Below are 18,299 nucleotides of genomic sequence, written 5' to 3'. Positions count from 1 at the left end.
AGGTTTGGTTTTAGTAATAAAGTAAAACTTCAGTTAAATAGTGATAATTGATTATTATATTGATTTTTAAATTTTCCATTTTGTGATTGTAGAATCATTCCTTTTATCTTTGCAGCATCTAAATCTCTACGTTCCCAATCCTTAGAATTACAAACGATAAAAAACTTGGCACGATTAAGGGCTATGCCCATTTTCTTTAAATGGTCCCAGCTTAAATTTCTATATTTTCTTCCGCTTATAATCTTATGAACAGAGCCCATACCAATACCTGGTATACGAGCTAACATTCTGCTATCTGCTTTATTAATATCAACCGGAAAATGATTTAAGTTTCTAAGTGCCCACATCAATTTAGGGTCAATATCCATTTCTAGATTGGGGTTATCGGCATCTAAAATCTCATTTACGCTAAAGCCATAAAATCGAAGTAGCCAATCGGTCTGATACAATCTATTTTCTCGTAACATGGGTACTTCAGAACCCAAAGAGGGTAAGCGGCTATCGGTTGATATAGGGACATAACCAGAATAGTATACCCTTTTCATGTTAAAATTTTTGTAGTAATGGGTGGCAGAGTACATAATGTCCTTATCACTTTCACCGGTAGCACCAATAATCATTTGGGTACTTTGACCTGCAGGTGCATATTTTGCTGTACTACGTATTATTTTACGCTCTTCAGAATATCGTATAATTTCATTTTTAACCTTTAACATAGGTTTTATGAAGTCTTCATGTTTCTTATCTGGAGCTAATAATTTAAGGCCGGAGATTGTGGGAATTTCTATATTCACCGATAACCGGTCTGCATATAATCCGGCCTCATACATTAATTCATCACTAGCACCAGGTATTGATTTTAAATGAATATATCCATTAAAGTTTTCTTCTTCTCGAAGTTTTTTGGCTACTGCAATTAATCGCTCCATAGTATAATCGGCACTCTTGAATATGCCAGAGCTTAAAAAGAGTCCCTCTATATAATTTCTTCTATAAAAATTAATAGTCAAATCGACTACTTCCTGAATCTTAAAGGCAGCCCTTTTAACATCATTGCTTTTACGTGTAACACAATAGGCACAATCAAAAATGCAATGATTGGTCAGTAGAATTTTTAAAAGTGATACACAGCGCCCATCTTCTGTGTAGGTATGGCAAATACCATTACCAGTGTCACCAAGCCCATTATTTTTGTTTTTACGATTACTACCACTACTTGAACAGGATACATCGTACTTGGCTGCATCTGCTAAAATGTTCAGTTTTTCTTTAATTCGATTAAAATCCATAGCAATTTGTAATTAATCCAAAAATATGGATATATTCCTAATTATGGAAATAATCCAAATTATATTTTGGAAATAATCCATAATGACTATATTTGATGAAGATTGAGATATGGATTATCTCTTCAGAACCTCAAGAGACCATGGAAAACGAATTGACTTTAAAACGATTTACTGACTTACGAAGAGAGTTGGGGTATACTCAGGCAGATTTTGCGGCGCTAATTGGTGTTTCAAGCACTACTGCAGATATTGAACGTGGTCGTACCAAATTATCAGGTAAGGTGGTTTTGGAATTGTTGAAGCAATTTAAAATTAATCCGTTATGGCTTTTCGGTGAAAGTGAAGAACAGTATTTAGAAACATCGAAAACTAGTGTTATCCCAAAAGTGGTGACCGTTGATTCTGCCAATCGTGATAACATGGTGTTGGTTAATGCTAAAGCTGCAGCGGGGTATCCTCAAAATATTTCAGATACCAGTTGGTATAAACAACTACCTGCTTTTGATTTGCCTATACCAGAATTTAGAAATGCTACCTATCGTGGTTTTCAGGTAGAAGGGGATAGTATGTTGCCAAATTTGCATCCGGGTGAATGGGTTTTGGCTAGAGCGATTGAACATATAGATCATGTAAGTGCAAATAAAATGTATGTTGTGGTCTTGCAAGATTCTATTATGGTTAAGAAAATTGAGAAGCGGCCAAATTCAAATGATGTTACCTTAATTTCTCTGAATGAAACATACCCTCCTTACGATATTAAGCCTTTTCAGATACAGGAAATTTGGGAGGTAAGTAGTAAAATAACTTTTAATGTCGATGCTACTACCGATAATGGGCTACTACGTCAGTTGCAAGAGTCTATGAAGGAGTTAAAGAATCAATTACAGCACGTTAAGAAGGTTGATTAAAGTATTACTTTAATAATTTTTAACATACATTCCGCTTTCTTTTAATATGAAACCGAGGCTTTTATAAAGTGAAATTGCAGCCGTTCTATGGTGGCCGCTAAATAATAAAACATCATTTAATTTTTCAATCTCAGCTTGCTCTAAAAGTTTTTCCATAAGTTTTCTGCCTATACCTTTTCCTCTATAATTAGAAGAAACTACTACATCTTCAATCATTCCTTTGTGTCCTGATATGACTTTGTACTTTGCCATCATGGCTATTCCTACTAAAATATCATCATCCATACAAATAACAACGTCTGTAGTTTTATAATCAGATAAAACAGTGTTTAAATCAAGTTGAGTTAATTCAGCATTAAGTTGCTTATATAGAAGGGTAAGTTGAGATTGTAGGTTAGTGGTTACCTCATTCTTTGTAATTAATTTATACATCATAATAAGCGAATTTAGTTTTGATTAAAATTACTGTATTTTGATGGTTTTGTAGTGGAAGAGTATGCTTTCTAAAATGATTATATTTAAAAGAGTGTAATTTAAACAGATAAATGAAAAAGTTAGTATTGTTGATTTTACTTTTTGAATCCCTTTGTTTGAACAGTCAAACAAAAAACGATACACTATTGGTTGGTTATACTCAGGCAGCACCTTTTGTAGTTGATAATGGAAAGAATCTAGAAGGGCTCAATGTTTGGCTTTGGGAGAGGGTAGCAAATAGATTAAATATTAATTATACTATGGTACCCATGGAATTTTCGGCTATGTTAGACTCTGTTCGAACAGGTGGAATAGATTTAAGTATAAACCCTTTAACCATTACAAGTCAACGCAGTAAGGAAATGGAGTTTACACATTCGTTTTACGCATCAAATGCTACAATTGCTGTTTCTGAGGTATCTTCTTTTAATAAGTTTAAATCGTTCTTAGCAGGATTTTTTAATTTGGGTTTTCTTGGAGGATTAATGATTTTACTTTTCATCATTTTTATTTTTGGTGTTCTCGGATGGATTTTTGAACGTAAAAAAAACCCAGAAGTATTTAGACCAGGGTCAAGGGGTTTGTGGGATGGTGTTTGGTGGTCTGCCGTAACGCTAACTACTGTTGGCTATGGCGATAAGGCACCCGTAACTAAATTAGGGAAAGTTACAGCATTGTTATTAATGTTTGGTGGTTTGTTATTCATTTCAGGATTAACAGCAAGTATAGCTTCAAGTTTAACTGTGAATCAATTGACCAATAATCCTGACGGATTTTATGAATTTAAGGATAGGGCAGTAGGTACCATTGATAAATCTGGCACAGAGAATTTTTTATCAGAACATTTTTTTAAGAATATCCAAACTTATCAAAATGTTGGTCAGGGTCTATCTGATTTAGAAAAAGGTAAAATTGATGCTTTTCTATATGATGATCCAATTTTGAAATATGCCATTCAAAAAGACTCTACACTTAATAGTATAGAATTATTACCTATAAAGTTCGATATTCAATTTTACGCATTCGGATTACCAAAATCTCATACAGATTTAGAGCAACGTATTTCTCAAAGAATATTAGAGATTGTAGAAACCGAAGAATGGGATATGGTTTTAAATGAATACGGATTAGCGGAGTTTTAACCTTTACGACGTTCCAATAAAACCATCATCATTAATCCTAGAATAATGATATCATCATCACCATTTAATTTTTTAAGTTCACTGACTTTGAAACGTCTCCCGACTAAAGATTTTTCTTTTGCCAATCGAACCACGGTTTCATTATTACCATTAATAACAATATAGGCAGGGTTTAGAAAAAGACCGGTAAATAGATTGACTAAAGGTATTTGACCTACCAAGCCGTCTAATACTTTAACCCAAGCGTTTTCTTCACGAATGGTGTACTTTAGTTTTTTGTTCTTATCAAAAATCTCATAATGCGCTTTCCATAAAGACGCCCAGCCTTTACGTCCTATCTTTCCAAATTCTTGTCCTGATGGGTCTGAAAATGAATAACAGGCAGAAAAATCAATCCATCTATCTGCTTTTATATTGTAAAGTAGCTTGGTTTTATTTTCATTTTCATAGACACCAACATCTTCTTTAAACTTAAAAAGCTTTTGTTTTACATAGGCCACTGTTTTTTTATCAGCATCAACAGCGGTAAAATCATTGGATAAGGTGCCTATGTGAAATGTGAAATCTATTGGAAATTTATAATCTTGCATTTAGTGGTTGTTATATTGTTCAATGTATAACTCATGGTTCGTTTATTTATTTCATCAATTAAACCTGGTTCAAGTTTGAATATAAACTATAAAAATAATCAGGAAGGCTATTGTTTAGTTATATCCCTTAACATCTCCCATAGAGATTGACAAGGGGCCAAGTTTGTGATTTGTTGGTAAGAAAGCGCCACTATCGGTTTCTATCCAACCTTCCCAAGTAGCTTCTATGCCACCAATGGGGATAATTTTCGTCCAAAGTTTAAAACTCTTTGGTATACCACTGGGTTCAATAATCCATAAATAAGAATCTCCTGGGGTGTCCCCGCCTTTGGTATACGTAACTAAGAGTGCTTCAGAACCATCATTCAAATCTACTAAATAACGTTCTGTGCCACGGTCAAAAACTTTATAAGGAGCAACAAGCCAGAAAGAATCATTATTGAAATACCTTTGGGCATTTTCAATAAGACTTTGGGTTTTTTCATATGAAACTAATTCGTCGTTTACATAGCCCTTACTTGAATGAGGGGTTATTAAATCAAGGTTAACTTTATTGTCGTCCCAAGTGACGGTAACAATAGCTTTTTCTCTATCCCATTTATACGTGTGATCACCTCTAAAAGACCATTCAATAATCTTTGTGTTATTAAATTTTTTATAGTGTAAGGCATCAAGCATTCTATATGCTAAAGCATCAGCTTCTGGACCCGATTCACCAGTCGGTAATGGCTTGTTATAGAGGTAATACAGTATGCCAAAACCTATTGCGAAGAGCAAAACAAGAAATACTATAAATTTAAATAATTTCTTTAACATAAGATATTTAAGCAATTGATTTATAAATTTTTAGACTCTAAGTAAGAAGCGTGTTATTTAAATTTTAGATTCGTCTAAAACCCTACTGCAGCATCATCACCACGCTTATCTGCACCACCTTCTAATTTACCGTTTGATAAAACTCGAATGGCATCTACCTTACCTATTATTGGTGTGCGTTCTTCATTGATAATATATTCTTTTGACATTAAATTTTCCTTTAAAGTAGAGGTGAATCCATTTGGTTCAAAGATGACCATGTCGGGTAGCCATTGGTGGTGAAAACGAGGAGCATTAACTGCATCTTGCATGCTCATTTTAAATTCATATCCATTTAAAATGGTTTGCGCTACAGCAGTAATAATAGTAGAACCACCTGGCGTGCCAACAACCATCCAAAGTTGACCATCGCGCTCAACAATAGTCGGCGTCATACTACTAAGCATTCTTTTTTCTGCTGCAATACTATTAGCTTCAGCACCAACGAGTCCGAACATATTAGGCACACCGGCTTTGGAGCTGAAATCATCCATTTCATTATTTAAAAAGAAGCCTAATTCATCAGAATATAGTTTAGAGCCAAAATTACCATTTAAGGTTGTGGTTACAGAAACGGCATTCCCGTCTGCATCAACAATAGAGTAGTGGGTGGTTTCCATGCTTTCTACAATTTCCACTTCTCCGTGAGAAACATCATCTGACTTTGTAGCTTTCTCAAATGAAAAATTAGACATTCGTTCTTTCATATAGCCATCTTCAAGTAATACATCTAAAGGAATTTCAACAAAATCAGGATCACCTAAATAGTAATTCCTATCAGCATAAGCCCGGCGCGAAGCTTCCGTAAATAATTGAATGGTTTTCTCAGAATTATGACCGAATGAGGCAATATCATAGGGCTCAATCATTTTAAAAATCTGATTCATGGTCACGCCACCGCTACTTGGTGGGCCCATAGAAATGATATTTAAATCTCTATATTTAAAAGAAATTGGTTTTCTCCAAACAGCTTGGTAATTCGCTAAATCTTCTTCGGTTACAAATCCTCCATTTGCCTGTATAAAATTTGCTAGTTTTTGAGCAACTTCACCTTTGTAAAATCCATCTCTTCCTTTTTTAGCTATTGTTCGTAATGTTTGGGCGAGTTTTGGGTATTTAATAAGATCGCCCTCTTTATAAACGGACGCAAATTTTGTACTATCACTATTTACTTTAATAAAAACTTCTCGATAATTATCAAGTATTTCTGCTTGCATGGCAGTAACTGTAACACCATTTTCCGCCATTGCAATTACAGGTTCGAAAATATCTTTTAAAGGTAGCTTACCGAATTTTCTATGTACTTCAATAATTCCGGCCACAGAACCAGGTACACCAACAGACGTAGCGCCTAACGTACTCATATTAGGAATTACATTGCCCAAAGAATCTAAATACATATCTCTATGCGCTGATTTAGGTGCTTTCTCTCTGAAATCTAAAGAACCTACTTCGCCATTTGCATTTCTATATACCATGAATCCACCACCGCTAATATTTCCTGCTCGTGGGTATGCTACAGCAAGTGCTAATTGTGTGCCAATCATAGCATCAAAGGCATTGCCTCCTTTTTGCATGATATCACTACCTATTTTTGATGCTTCTTCACGTGCAGAAACCACCATGGCTTTATCGGTAACAGTACCCGTTGGGCTGGCAGGATTTTCTTTGCAGCTACCAAAACATACTAATGCAGTAAATATTAATGCTATTTTTAATTGGTTCATAATTGGTTAATTTAATAGTTTAGTTGAATTATCTTAATACTATGGTTAGTAGTAACATAGTTTCATTTTTTTTCTAATATCGAAATGAATTTTTGCTTTGAAAATGTGATTAATTGTTCGAAAAATTCCGTAAACTCTTCTTCAAAGGCATCATAGTGTTCTTCTAAGTCTAAAATCGCAAAATTCATTTTAGATTTATTTTTCGTTCTACGATTCATACCGTTTAGTACACGAGCAATACCATCCATTTTAGAATAATTATAAATCCAATTATCCGCAATCATATAGGGCATCATTCTTTTTACGCCATCTGGTAAAATTTCATAATTATCCTCTAAAAGGTCATAGAAATCATTCACAAAAACATCCAAAGGAATATCTGAATATTTAGACCAATTCTTTGCTAAAAAGTGGTCATAGTAAATATCTACAATTACCCTGCTGTAATGACTATAATTGGCATGTAAACGTTTACTACTAATTTTAGGTATAGCGTGGGTGTCGGTATAGGTGTCAATAAAACGATGAAGTTTTATTCCCTTTTTAACCTTCAATGGTAAATGTTCAAATTTATTACCACGAATACTGTCGGCAATAAAATTGCCTATGGTAATTTCTTTATCATTAAAAGATAGATATATGTGGGCTAAAAAGTTCATTTGCCTAAATTATGCTTCATAAATCGAATTTACAAAGAAGGACCATAGTGGTAAGTACTAACCCTTTATATTTGCAAAAACTTATTAAGAATATATGACACTAATAAAATCTATTTCAGGAATACGAGGAACAATAGGAGGAAAGCCAGGAGATAATCTTACACCCATTGATGCAGTAAAGTTTGCAGCATCTTATGGAATTTGGTTAAAAGACTATTCTAAAAAAGATAAATTGAAAGTAGTTATTGGTCGTGATGCACGTATATCTGGAGAGATGATTCAGAATCTTGTAGTTTCTACTTTGGTAGGTTTAGGTATAGATGTAGTAGATTTAGATTTGTCTACTACGCCAACTGTCGAGATTGCTGTTCCTATGGAAAAAGCTGATGGCGGAATTATTTTAACGGCTAGCCACAATCCTAAACAATGGAACGCCCTTAAATTATTAAATGAAAAAGGTGAGTTCTTAGATGCTGCACAAGGAGCAAAAATCTTGGAGATTGCAGAGAAAGAAGATTTTGATTTTTCTGATGTAGATGATTTAGGAGAGATTACTAAGAATGATAGTTATATTGATATTCACATTGATGAAGTATTAAACCTTTCTTTGGTTGATGCTGAAGTAGTGAAGAAAGCTAAATTTAAAGTAGTAGTAGATGGAGTGAATTCTACTGGCGGAATTGCAATTCCGAAGCTTTTAAAAGAATTTGGCGTTGAAGTTGTTGAGCTTTATTGTAAGCCAACCGGTCATTTTCCACATAACCCAGAACCTTTAAAAGAACACTTAAAGGACATTTGCGATTTAGTGGTAAAAGAAAAGGCTGATTTCGGAATTGTAGTGGATCCAGATGTAGACCGTTTAGCATTTATAAGTAATGATGGTGAAATGTTCGGTGAGGAATATACGTTGGTAGCTTGTGCGGACTATGTATTGGGTAAAACAAAAGGTAATACGGTTTCTAATCTTTCTTCTTCTCGTGCATTGCGTGATATTACCCAAAAACATGGCGGTACTTACGAAGCTGCAGCAGTTGGTGAAGTAAACGTTGTTACTAAAATGAAAGCTAATAAAGCCATTATTGGTGGTGAGGGTAATGGAGGAATCATTTATCCAGAAAGTCATTATGGGCGTGATTCTTTGGTAGGTACAGCATTGTTCTTAATGCTTATGGCTGAGAAAGGTGGTACAGTTGCAGAGCTTAAAGCAAGTTACCCAAGTTACTTTATGAGTAAAAAGAAAATTCAATTGACGCCCAGTTTAAACGTTGATGGTATCTTGAAAGCTATGGCTGAAAAATACGCAAACGAAGAATTGTCTACCATTGATGGAGTCAAAATAGATTTTGCTGAGAATTGGGTTCATCTAAGAAAATCGAATACAGAACCAATCATTAGAATTTATACGGAAGCTAAGAGTCAAGTAGAAGCTGATAGTCTAGCGGACCGAATTATTGGTGAAATAAAAACCATAGCTGGTTTATAAAATACTAAAAGCCGGAAGCAAATATTTGCTTTCGGCTTTTTTATACTTCAAAAATGTTATACTATTTCTGCGAAGGCAGCAGGCTTTTTATCTCTGTGTTTCCAACGTTTATGAGTCCATAAATAGTATTCAGGTTTTTCCCTAATTTGTTCTTCGGTCAATCGAAGAAACTTATTCGTGATTTCATGTTCTTCGGTTTCTTTTCCATTTACGGCTATAGGTATAAGCTCTGCTATATAATGGCCTCTCTTTACCTTACTCACTTTTAAAAAGACTGTTGCTAACCCTGTTTTACGTGCTAAGGCTTCACCGCCATTAAAAATAGGAACTTTTATACCCATAAAGTTGGTCCAGTAGTGTGCTCTATGTGCTTGTGGTGATTGATCACTAACCATACCATAGGTAGCACGAACATTATTTCTAAAATTTTGAATAACGGTCTTTGCTGTCTGACCTTGTGTAATTAAGGTAGTATTCCATCGCGCTCTTGTTTTTCTAATGAATTTATCAAAATAAGAATTATTCACTTGTTGGTAAACAGCATAACCTTTAGAGTTAACATAATTGTTGATGCTAACATTCCACTCCCAATTAGCGTAATGGGCACAAAGAATTATAATACTCCGTTCTTTTTCAATTTCAAGCAGTACTTCTGGATTTACCACGTGGTATTTTTTTGCGACCGCTTCTTTACTTAGATTCATAGTTTTCACCATTTCTAAAAAGGTATCGCAAAGGTGCTTGTAAAACTCTTTTTCAATCCGATTAATTTCTTCTTTTGACTTACTGGGAAATACCAAATTCAAGTTGTCCTGAACAACTTTACGTCGATAACCAAAAACATGGTACACGAAGAAAAAAGCAATATCAGAAAAACCATAAAATAATCGATGCGGAAAAATGGAAATCACCCATAGAAATGGGTAAATCAAAACAAAGGCCAATAGTTGCATTCTCAAAAAAATTATGGGCAAATATAGTTATATTTGACGCCAAATAAATAGCAGATAATGTACAACATTGATATAGCGACTATTGCAATAATTGCGGCAAACGTATTGGTTTCACTTAAAGGGTTTAATGACACCACTTTCTTTGAGCGCTATAAATTCAGTATTGGGGCTATAAAAGCAGGACAGAAAGAGCGTATGGCAACTTCTGGATTTTTACATGTAGATATTTCGCATTTATTGTTTAACATGCTTACACTTTATTTTTTCGCCGGTGTGGTGATCAATTGGTTTGGTGCGGTTCAATTTTTGATTATTTATGCGGTAAGTTTAATAGCGGGTAGCTTTTTAGCATTAAGTTTTCATAAAGATGAACCATATTATTCTGCAGTTGGTGCGAGTGGTGCGGTAACCGGTATTTTATATTCCGCCATTCTTTTGCAACCCACTATGCAATTAGGTATTATGTTTATTCCTATTCCAGTACCTGCCTATGTGGTTGGTATAGGTTATTTATTGTATTCTATCTACGGAATGAAGAAACGTTTGGGTAACATTGGCCATACCGCTCATTTCGGTGGTGCAATTGGGGGTTACGCTTGTACCTTGTTGTTTATGCCTAGTTTATTACAGACAGAAACCTTAATGGTGGGTCTGTTGGCATTACCTATAATTTTACTTTTCGCGCTAGAAAAAATGGGTAAGATTTAAGTTACTTTTTGTTTAAATAGATTCAAACTGTTTCATTAAGCTATAATGTGTTGTATTTCATCGGATTTCTCTGTGTATATACAACATTCGGGTGCGTCATGTCGTTATTGCACAAACCCGAATTAAACATGAATTCAACTTTATCTATTAAAAAAGTATGGCTTATGGCCATATCTGCTACCTTCTTTGTAACAAGTTGTAGTGATGAAACTACTATTTTCGAAAATCCTGAGGATAATTTAGTAAAGGAATCTAATCAGTTAAAACTAGACAATAGCGTAAGTTTCGACCGTGCTGGTGTTTTAGATATTTATGAGGATCCTATAACAAGTGCAAAAAGATATAATGCGACTGGCAAAGCTGAACAAGCTGGTGATTACCCGCTAACTTTGGTTGCGTCAATTACACCTCCTACATTCGAAAATGGAGAAAATTTAGCAGCAACCCACGTAGCATTGAATGGGGATTATGGCTATGTTTCCTATAATACCGTTGGGGAAGATTATGTAGGTGCTGTCGATGTTATAGATATTAGCGACCCTTACAACCCGGTAGTTACATCAAGAGTGTATTTTACAAATGCAGATTTGAACTCCATCGCTTATGATGGTGGTTATGTATATGTAGCTGGCGGTGTAGATTCTGAAAAATCAGTTACCGCGGCATCTAATTCACTGGTAGCAAAAATAGCAGTAAGTGGTGGTAGGCTGAATACCTCTGATATTACTTTCGGATTTCAAGAAGGTTTTAATGCTACAGATGTTAGTATCATGAACGATAATGTTATTGCAACTAGTGGTCAAGATGGTTTTGTTGTCATTTATGACAAGAATGATATGAGTATAGTGAATGAGGCTGCTTTTGCTGATTTACGTTCAGTAGCTTATAATGGTAGTGAAATAGCTGTGTTAGATGCTGCAGAAGGTGTTAGTTTTTTAGATCAAAGTCTTAATGTTATAAGAAATATAAGTATTGATTCTGATTTTGGAATTGATGCTAAACGTACATTGGATTTTTTTAATGATAATATCGTTGTTTCAGAAGGTTCTAAAGGCGCTGGTGTATATAATGCTGCTTCAGGTAGCTTTTTAGAGTATCTGCCTATATTAACTAATCCTGAAAGTGCTGAGCCTGGTGATATTGTGACAAATGGAGTTGCAGTGAATGAGGATGTGCTTTTAATGGCAAATGGTGCAGGCGGACTTAGTCTATCTGAAAATACTAATTCTACTACCGAAGGTGTTGGTGTTATCGAACTTACGGGTTCTATTAATTATGTAGCATCTAAAGGAGATTATATTTTTGCTGCTTCAGGAAAATCCGGATTTCAGATTATAAAATTGAACAGACCTAGTGAAAGTTTGGTGAGTAGTTGTGAAAATTTGGCTTCATTCCATGGAAATTCGAACTATTCAGTTTCAGAAGGAGAGGAAGAAGCATATTCAGGGTCAAAACGTTTTAATTCAATAACAATTGACGGTTCTTTATTACTTTGTGGTTCTTGGGCGGTTAAAAATGATATTACAATTAATGAGAATGGCATTTTTGAAATGAATGGAGCCATTACAGTCGGTAAATCTAATAAAACTCGAGATATTGTTGTAAAAGCAGGAGCAACTCTTCGTATTGAAGGTAGTGTGGCTATTTACGGAGATTTAATACTTGAAGATGGTGCTGCCTTAGAATTTTTGGGAGATGATTCGGTTGCAGTAATATTAGGAGATGTAGTTAAAAGTGAAACAGCAACGGTAACTGGAAACTTTAACGATTATTACGATAAGTTCTAATAGTCTTTACTATATAAAAAAAGCCCTAAGGTTTTAACCTTGGGGCTTTTGCTTTTTAAAAGGGTAAACTCTAGTTTAGAAGTTCAGCTACCTTAGCTTCAAGTGCTGGTCCTCTTAAGTTTTTAGCTACGATTACTCCGTTTTCATCCAATAGAAATGCGGCAGGTATTGCATCTACATTATATAGTTTTGCAATTTTATCATCAAAATAAGCAATGTTAGAAATGTGATCCCATTCTAAACCGTCTTCTGCAATCGCTTTCTTCCAAGCCTCTTCTGTTCTATCCAATGAAACCCCTAGAACATTTAAACCTTTATCATGATATTTATTGTAGACGGCAACTATATTAGGATTTTCGGCTCTACATGGTCTGCACCATCCAGCCCAAAAATCGATTAAAGTAACCTTGCCCATAACATCTTTTAAAGCTATTTCTTTACCATCAGGGTTTGGTCCTGAAAAGTCAGGAGCCTTTGCGCCGATACTTGAATTCTTACCAGCTTCTTCAGATTTTTTTAAATTCTCTATACCTTCTAGTATCTTCTTACCGGGTTGTGAATTTTTAATTTCTTCAGACATGGTATCGTAAATACCTTCAATTTCTGATAGTGTAACTGCTTTTGTAGTAATAGCTCTATCGAGAACTAAAGCAGATATCAAAGCATTAGGGTTGGCTTTTACATAGTCTAATTCGAAAGTTTTATACTCTTCTTGTAGTTCTTTCATTTCATCTTGTAAAGCCATAGCAGATTCGCCAGAAGCGGCTTGCATATCTTTTTGTATAGATTGTGCTTGTAATGAAATTTCTCTTGACTGTTCCATATAATCAGAAAAAGCATCATTTTGAAAAGTGCCACTTATTTCGGCAAAGCCCATGCTATCTTTTTGTGCATTGAACTGTATATCTCCATTTTCCAATATCACAGCAGTATATCCAGGTAATTGTTCTACAAAAAGATAGTGCAGTTCAGGAATGTCAGATTTACCGGTAAACGTAAAGTCGCCATTGGTTGTAACTGCCGTGTCAACCTCCATTGGTTGGTTATTCTCACCAATCTTTTTAAGGTATACTTGCGTACCGTCAGGTATTTCGCCTCTTAAATTTCCGTTCAGGGTGAAACCTTCTGGTGTGGTGTTGCAACTGAACATTAAGATTCCAGTTAGTAAAATTACAATGCTATTTTTCATAAAATTCACTTAGTTTAAGTTGCAAATGTACTTATATATGAGATATAAAAAAAGACCGCTAACACATTGGTCAGCGGTCTTTAAATTAGTGTAATTCTAATGATTAGAACTGATAGCGAATACCAAGGCCTATATCAAAATCGAAATTATCTGAAAATCCGTCATAACCGACTACGCCCAATTCAGGTCTAAAATCCAAAGAAAGAATTAACGGAATATCGAAATTATATTCAATTCCGATATCACCTGCAGCAAAAACAAATAGGCCGCCATTGTCATTATTGTTTGGGCCACTTGGAAAATCAACACTTCCTAAGCCACCACCTACGCCATAATACCAATTAAAATCACCTTCAATTGGTCGTACCCATTGGTATAGACCCGCAATTTTAAAGGCGTCAAAGTTTCTGCTATCTCGCCAGCCTAAGTCAAATTCTAACCTATTATTTTGGGTTAGTGATTTTTGATAGCTGATTTCAGCTCCAAATCCGTCACTATCTCCTAAACGTAACCCTAATGCATGATCGGCTATTTCCTGTGCTGAAATAGAGCAGGTAGCCATAAATAATAATACCGAAATACCTTTTAAAATCTTCATAATGTTCTTAATTTTTGTGATGAAAAATGAGCTTATTTATAATGTAGCTCACACAATAAAACTTAATTTAGCAATCAAAATTGTGTTAAGTTGGATAATAATTTACTGTCAAAGTTACAACAAGATTTAGAAGGGGATTTACAATACGATAACCTTACGAAAGTACTCTACGCTACAGATGCTTCGGTGTACCGTAAGATACCTGTAGGTGTAGCTTTCCCTAAAACGGTTTCCGATATTAAAAAGATAGTACAATTTGCAAATGAAGCAAAAATCGGATTAATACCAAGAACAGCAGGTACCTCATTGGCAGGGCAGTGTGTTGGTGATGGTTTGGTAGTTGATGTTTCTAAACACTTTACAAAGATTATAAGTTTAGATAAAGTAAATAAACAAGTTACGGTACAGCCCGGTGTCATTCGAGATGAGTTGAATCAATATTTAAAACCTTTCGGTTTATTTTTTGGACCTAACACTTCTACATCAAATAGATGTATGATCGGTGGTATGGTTGGTAACAATTCTTCTGGTACTACATCTATACAATATGGTGTAACCAGAGATAAAGTTATTTCTCTTAAAACAATCTTGTCTGACGGTAGTGAGGCGGAATTTGGACGCATTACAGAAAAGCAATTTCAACAAAAAAAAGAAAAAAATACATTTGAAGCATCACTTTATAATAGCATACACAAAGAATTAATAAATAAGGAAATAGCATCAGAGATTATTGATAATTTTCCTAAACCTGAAATACATAGAAGAAATACTGGTTATGCGGTTGATGAATTATTGAAGGCAGATATATTTGGGGGTCAACTACCATATTTCAACATGGCAGAATTGCTGTGCGGTAGCGAAGGTACTTTAGCTTTTACCACAGAAATCACCATACAATTAGATGCGTTGCCACCTGCATATTCAGCGATGGTCGTGACGCATTATAACTCATTAGAAGATTGTTTGATGGATGTTGTACCTGTAATGGAGCATCCGCTACAATTGTGTGAAATGATGGATAAGGTTATTCTTGATTGTACTAAAAACAATCGAGCACAAATGGCCAATCGGTTCTTTGTAGAAGGTGATCCAGAAGCCTTATTAATGCTGCAAATTAACGCACATACCGAGGAGGAGCTAGAAAAGGCTATTGCTTCTTTAATAAAAACAATTGAGGATTCTGGCTTAAGTTATGCAAATGCCACATTAGTCGGAGATAATATTGCCAAAGCTATTGAACTTAGAAAAGCCGGACTAGGGCTTTTAGGCAATATTGTTGGTGACATGAAAGCAGTGGCTTGTATAGAAGATACGGCTGTGGCTTTGACAGATTTAAAGGAGTTTATTGCCGAATTTTCATTGATTATGAAAGGTTACGACCAGAAAGCCGTGTATTACGCACATGCTGGTGCTGGGGAATTACACTTGAGACCAATACTTAATCTAAAAAAATCTACCGATGTTGCTTTATTTAGAAATATAACTACCGATGTAGCAAAACTTACAAAAAAGTACAGAGGTTCCTTTAGTGGTGAACATGGTGATGGTATCGTACGGGCAGAATTTATTCCTTTGATGATAGGCGATAAAAATTACGAATTGCTAAGAAGGATAAAATCTTACTTTGACCCACAAGGTATCTTTAATCCTGGGAAAATTGTGGATGCTTATCCGATGGATAAGTCTTTTCGATATGATGTTGATCGTGTAGAGCCTGAGATTAAAACACTTTTAGATTTTTCTGATAGTGAAGGAATTTTAAAAGCAGCTGAAAAATGCAATGGTAGTGGTGATTGTAGAAAAACACACCATATGAGTGGTGGTATGTGTCCGAGTTACCATGCCACAAAAAACGAAAAAGATACCACGCGGGGTCGAGCGAATACATTGCGAGAATTTTTAACCAACCCAAAAAGTATCTCTAAAAACGGATTTGATAGTCCCGAAATAAAGGAGGCTTTTGATTTATGTCTTAGTTGTAAAGCTTGTGCTAGTGAATGCCCAAGTAATGTAGATATATCGACTTTAAAAGCGGAGTTTTTATACCAATATCAAGAAACAAATGGGTATCCGTTACGTGGTAAATTGTTTGCTTACAATACAAAGCTTAATGGTTTGGGAAGTAAAGTTGCAGGGCTAACTAATGCAGTGTATGAATCTAAGTTGTTAGGCGGTTTACTAAAGAAAACCAGTGGTGTGGCTAAAGAAAGAAGCTTGCCAAAAGTATATAGTTTTAATTTCAATAGGCATCTTCAATATATTAATAATCAAAATACTACAACTAAAAATAAGGTTATCTTGTTCATAGACGAATTTACAAGGTATTTAGATATTGAAGTAGGTAAAGATGCCATAGCTTTATTAGTGAAACTAGGGTATGAAGTCGAATTATATTTTGCAGAAAGTGGTCGTACCTTTCTTTCTAAAGGGTTTTTAAAACAAGCTCAAAAACTCGCTATAAAAAACACAAAAGATTTAAAGAAATTTGCAGACTTAGGCTTGCCAATTTTAGGATTAGAGCCCTCAGCAATTCTTTCTTTTAGGGATGAGTATAAACGTATGACTGCTGATAAAGAAACTGCTCAAAAAATTGCAGACCACTCTTTTTTAATCGAAGAGTTTTTGGCCAAGGAAATTTCGGAAGGACATTTGAATTCATCCAGTTTTACCGAAGAGGCTAAGGATATAAAAATTCATAATCACTGTCATCAAAAAGCATTGAGTAATCAGAAAGTAACTTTTGATGTTTTAAATCTTCCTGTTAATTATAAAGTTACCATAATAGCTTCAGGATGCTGTGGTATGGCCGGGTCTTTTGGCTATGAAAAAGAACATTATGAAACCAGTATGAAAATCGGTAGTTTAAAACTATTTCCTGCAGTAACTAAATCTGCTCTGACTACGATTATAGCGGCAAACGGAACAAGTTGTAGACATCAAATCTTCGATGGAACAAAAAGAATTGCGAAACACCCTGTAAGTATATTGAAAGAGGCCTTAATTAATTAAATGTCGTTGATTTCGTCTTTACCGTCGTTTTGTTTCTCTCTTAATTTTCGATGAGTAATAGTGGCTATGAGTTCATTAATATCCATAGACTTAAGTTCCTCATCCATATAAAAAGAAGCCAGCTTATCATTCTCGTAGCGGTAGAGTTTCCAGCGTTTAAAGGAATATTCTAAAGCGGTCATATGTTCTACCCAATCACCTGAGTTTAAATAAAGGCATTCACCTTTTGGTGTTTCAAAAATCTGTTTGTTTGGGAAATGGCTATGCCCGCAAACAACATGATCATAATTTTGATTGATGGCCATTTTGGCTACACTTCGTTCGAATAAAGAAATTAGGTCTGGGTCACGTTTCCCATATTTTAAGTCAGGATTCGAAAAAGGTTTATTTTTCTTCCCAAATAGTCCAAATATCTTTGTTTTGAGTATTGAAAGTTTTAACAATGTTTTAAACCCGGTGTTTCCAAAATTTAATAACCATTGGGAGTGTTTAAATGAAAAATCGAATATATCTCCGTGAAAGAATAAGGTGTTTTTTCCATTGAGTTTTAATGTTAAATGGTTTGATACCTTGATAAAACCCATATAAATAGCGTCTAATTTGCGAAATGACTCGTCGCGGTTGCCTGTTATGAAATGGACTTTGGTGCCTTTAGAAGCTAAAGAGAAAATTTTCTTGACCACTTTTAAATGAGAGGGAGGAAAATAATTGTTACTCATCTTCTTAGTATCTAGTATATCTCCATTTAGAATTAAAATCTTCGGGTCAATACTTGATAAGTACGTTAGCAGCTCTTCTGCGTGACAAGCATAAGAGCCTAAGTGGACATCTGAAAGTACAGCTATTTCAAGACGACGTTTTTTCAAAGATGAAATTTTAATAGTAAAATTAAATGTAACGATTGTTTAATCATCTATAATACAGGTCA

At 34.8% G+C, this 18,299-nt stretch carries 16 protein-coding genes; 6 read left to right on the top strand and 10 right to left on the bottom strand.

Annotated elements, in window-relative coordinates; translation table 11 throughout:
* Nucleotides 1-29: 29 nt before the first annotated feature.
* On the bottom strand, nt 30-1,289 hold the full coding sequence (locus AAC084_RS04355) for a putative DNA modification/repair radical SAM protein (protein WP_339837411.1): 1,260 nt from the start codon (nt 1,287-1,289) through the stop codon (nt 30-32).
* A gap of 140 nt (nt 1,290-1,429) precedes the next feature.
* Here AAC084_RS04355 and AAC084_RS04350 point away from each other — a divergent pair, with 140 nt between their 5' ends.
* Nucleotides 1,430-2,197, top strand: coding sequence for a S24 family peptidase (locus tag AAC084_RS04350; RefSeq protein WP_339837955.1), 768 nt, complete (start codon nt 1,430-1,432; stop codon nt 2,195-2,197).
* Between the two features lie 9 nt (nt 2,198-2,206).
* Here AAC084_RS04350 and AAC084_RS04345 read toward each other — a convergent pair whose 3' ends face one another.
* Entirely contained in the window at nt 2,207-2,632 is a 426-nt protein-coding gene (locus AAC084_RS04345; protein WP_339837409.1) for a GNAT family N-acetyltransferase, read from the bottom strand.
* 110 nt (nt 2,633-2,742) lie between these two features.
* Here AAC084_RS04345 and AAC084_RS04340 point away from each other — a divergent pair, with 110 nt between their 5' ends.
* Entirely contained in the window at nt 2,743-3,813 is a 1,071-nt protein-coding gene (locus AAC084_RS04340) for a transporter substrate-binding domain-containing protein (protein ID WP_339837406.1), read from the top strand.
* Here the strand turns inward: AAC084_RS04340 and AAC084_RS04335 are convergent.
* From AAC084_RS04335 to AAC084_RS04320, 4 genes are all read right to left on the bottom strand, one after another.
* Nucleotides 3,810-4,403: a hypothetical protein gene (locus AAC084_RS04335; RefSeq protein ID WP_339837404.1), complete on the bottom strand. Its 594-nt coding sequence runs from the start codon at nt 4,401-4,403 to the stop codon at nt 3,810-3,812. The two genes, AAC084_RS04340 and AAC084_RS04335, sit on opposite strands and share 4 nt — an antisense overlap.
* Nucleotides 4,404-4,517: 114 nt before the next feature.
* The gene (locus AAC084_RS04330) at nt 4,518-5,219 is read right to left on the bottom strand and encodes a hypothetical protein (RefSeq protein WP_339837402.1); all 702 of its coding nucleotides are present in this window, start codon (nt 5,217-5,219) and stop codon (nt 4,518-4,520) included.
* 74 nt (nt 5,220-5,293) lie between these two features.
* The gene (gene ggt, locus AAC084_RS04325; RefSeq protein ID WP_339837399.1) at nt 5,294-6,985 is read right to left on the bottom strand and encodes a gamma-glutamyltransferase; all 1,692 of its coding nucleotides are present in this window, start codon (nt 6,983-6,985) and stop codon (nt 5,294-5,296) included.
* 62 nt (nt 6,986-7,047) lie between these two features.
* Nucleotides 7,048-7,644, bottom strand: coding sequence for an ACP phosphodiesterase (locus AAC084_RS04320; protein WP_339837396.1), 597 nt, complete (start codon nt 7,642-7,644; stop codon nt 7,048-7,050).
* 94 nt (nt 7,645-7,738) lie between these two features.
* Between AAC084_RS04320 and glmM the strand changes: the two genes are divergently transcribed.
* Nucleotides 7,739-9,127, top strand: a complete 1,389-nt coding sequence (glmM, locus tag AAC084_RS04315) for a phosphoglucosamine mutase (RefSeq protein WP_339837394.1) — start codon at nt 7,739-7,741, stop codon at nt 9,125-9,127.
* Nucleotides 9,128-9,183: 56 nt separating this feature from the next.
* On the opposite strand, the gene AAC084_RS04310 is transcribed toward glmM, so the two are convergent.
* Nucleotides 9,184-10,080 carry a lysophospholipid acyltransferase family protein gene (locus tag AAC084_RS04310; protein ID WP_339837391.1) on the bottom strand — a complete coding sequence of 299 codons (897 nt, stop codon included), beginning with the start codon at nt 10,078-10,080 and terminating at the stop codon, nt 9,184-9,186.
* Between the two features lie 57 nt (nt 10,081-10,137).
* Here AAC084_RS04310 and AAC084_RS04305 point away from each other — a divergent pair, with 57 nt between their 5' ends.
* Both AAC084_RS04305 and AAC084_RS04300 read left to right on the top strand, forming a co-directional pair.
* A complete protein-coding gene (locus AAC084_RS04305; RefSeq protein ID WP_339837387.1) occupies nt 10,138-10,788 on the top strand; it encodes a rhomboid family intramembrane serine protease in 651 nt (216 codons plus the stop codon).
* Nucleotides 10,789-10,916: 128 nt separating this feature from the next.
* Complete coding sequence (locus tag AAC084_RS04300) at nt 10,917-12,575, top strand: hypothetical protein (RefSeq protein WP_339837385.1); 1,659 nt, start codon at nt 10,917-10,919, stop codon at nt 12,573-12,575.
* Between the two features lie 70 nt (nt 12,576-12,645).
* On the opposite strand, the gene AAC084_RS04295 is transcribed toward AAC084_RS04300, so the two are convergent.
* Nucleotides 12,646-13,764, bottom strand: a complete 1,119-nt coding sequence (locus tag AAC084_RS04295; protein WP_339837382.1) for a TlpA disulfide reductase family protein — start codon at nt 13,762-13,764, stop codon at nt 12,646-12,648.
* A 103-nt stretch (nt 13,765-13,867) separates the two neighbouring features.
* Nucleotides 13,868-14,362, bottom strand: a complete 495-nt coding sequence (locus AAC084_RS04290; RefSeq protein WP_339837379.1) for a hypothetical protein — start codon at nt 14,360-14,362, stop codon at nt 13,868-13,870.
* A 90-nt stretch (nt 14,363-14,452) separates the two neighbouring features.
* Here AAC084_RS04290 and AAC084_RS04285 point away from each other — a divergent pair, with 90 nt between their 5' ends.
* Nucleotides 14,453-17,371 (top strand): FAD-linked oxidase C-terminal domain-containing protein, encoded by a 2,919-nt coding sequence (locus tag AAC084_RS04285; protein ID WP_339837376.1) that lies wholly within the window; start codon nt 14,453-14,455, stop codon nt 17,369-17,371.
* Here the strand turns inward: AAC084_RS04285 and AAC084_RS04280 are convergent.
* On the bottom strand, nt 17,368-18,237 hold the full coding sequence (locus tag AAC084_RS04280) for a UDP-2,3-diacylglucosamine diphosphatase (protein ID WP_339837374.1): 870 nt from the start codon (nt 18,235-18,237) through the stop codon (nt 17,368-17,370). The genes AAC084_RS04285 and AAC084_RS04280 overlap by 4 nt on opposite strands.
* Nucleotides 18,238-18,299: the final 62 nt, after the last annotated feature.

The organism is uncultured Maribacter sp., from assembly GCF_963977385.1.
Taxonomy (GTDB): Bacteria; Bacteroidota; Bacteroidia; order Flavobacteriales; family Flavobacteriaceae; genus Maribacter.
The sequence above is the reverse complement of the archived record's forward strand: the minus strand, read 5'-3'. Positions and strand labels throughout refer to the sequence as shown.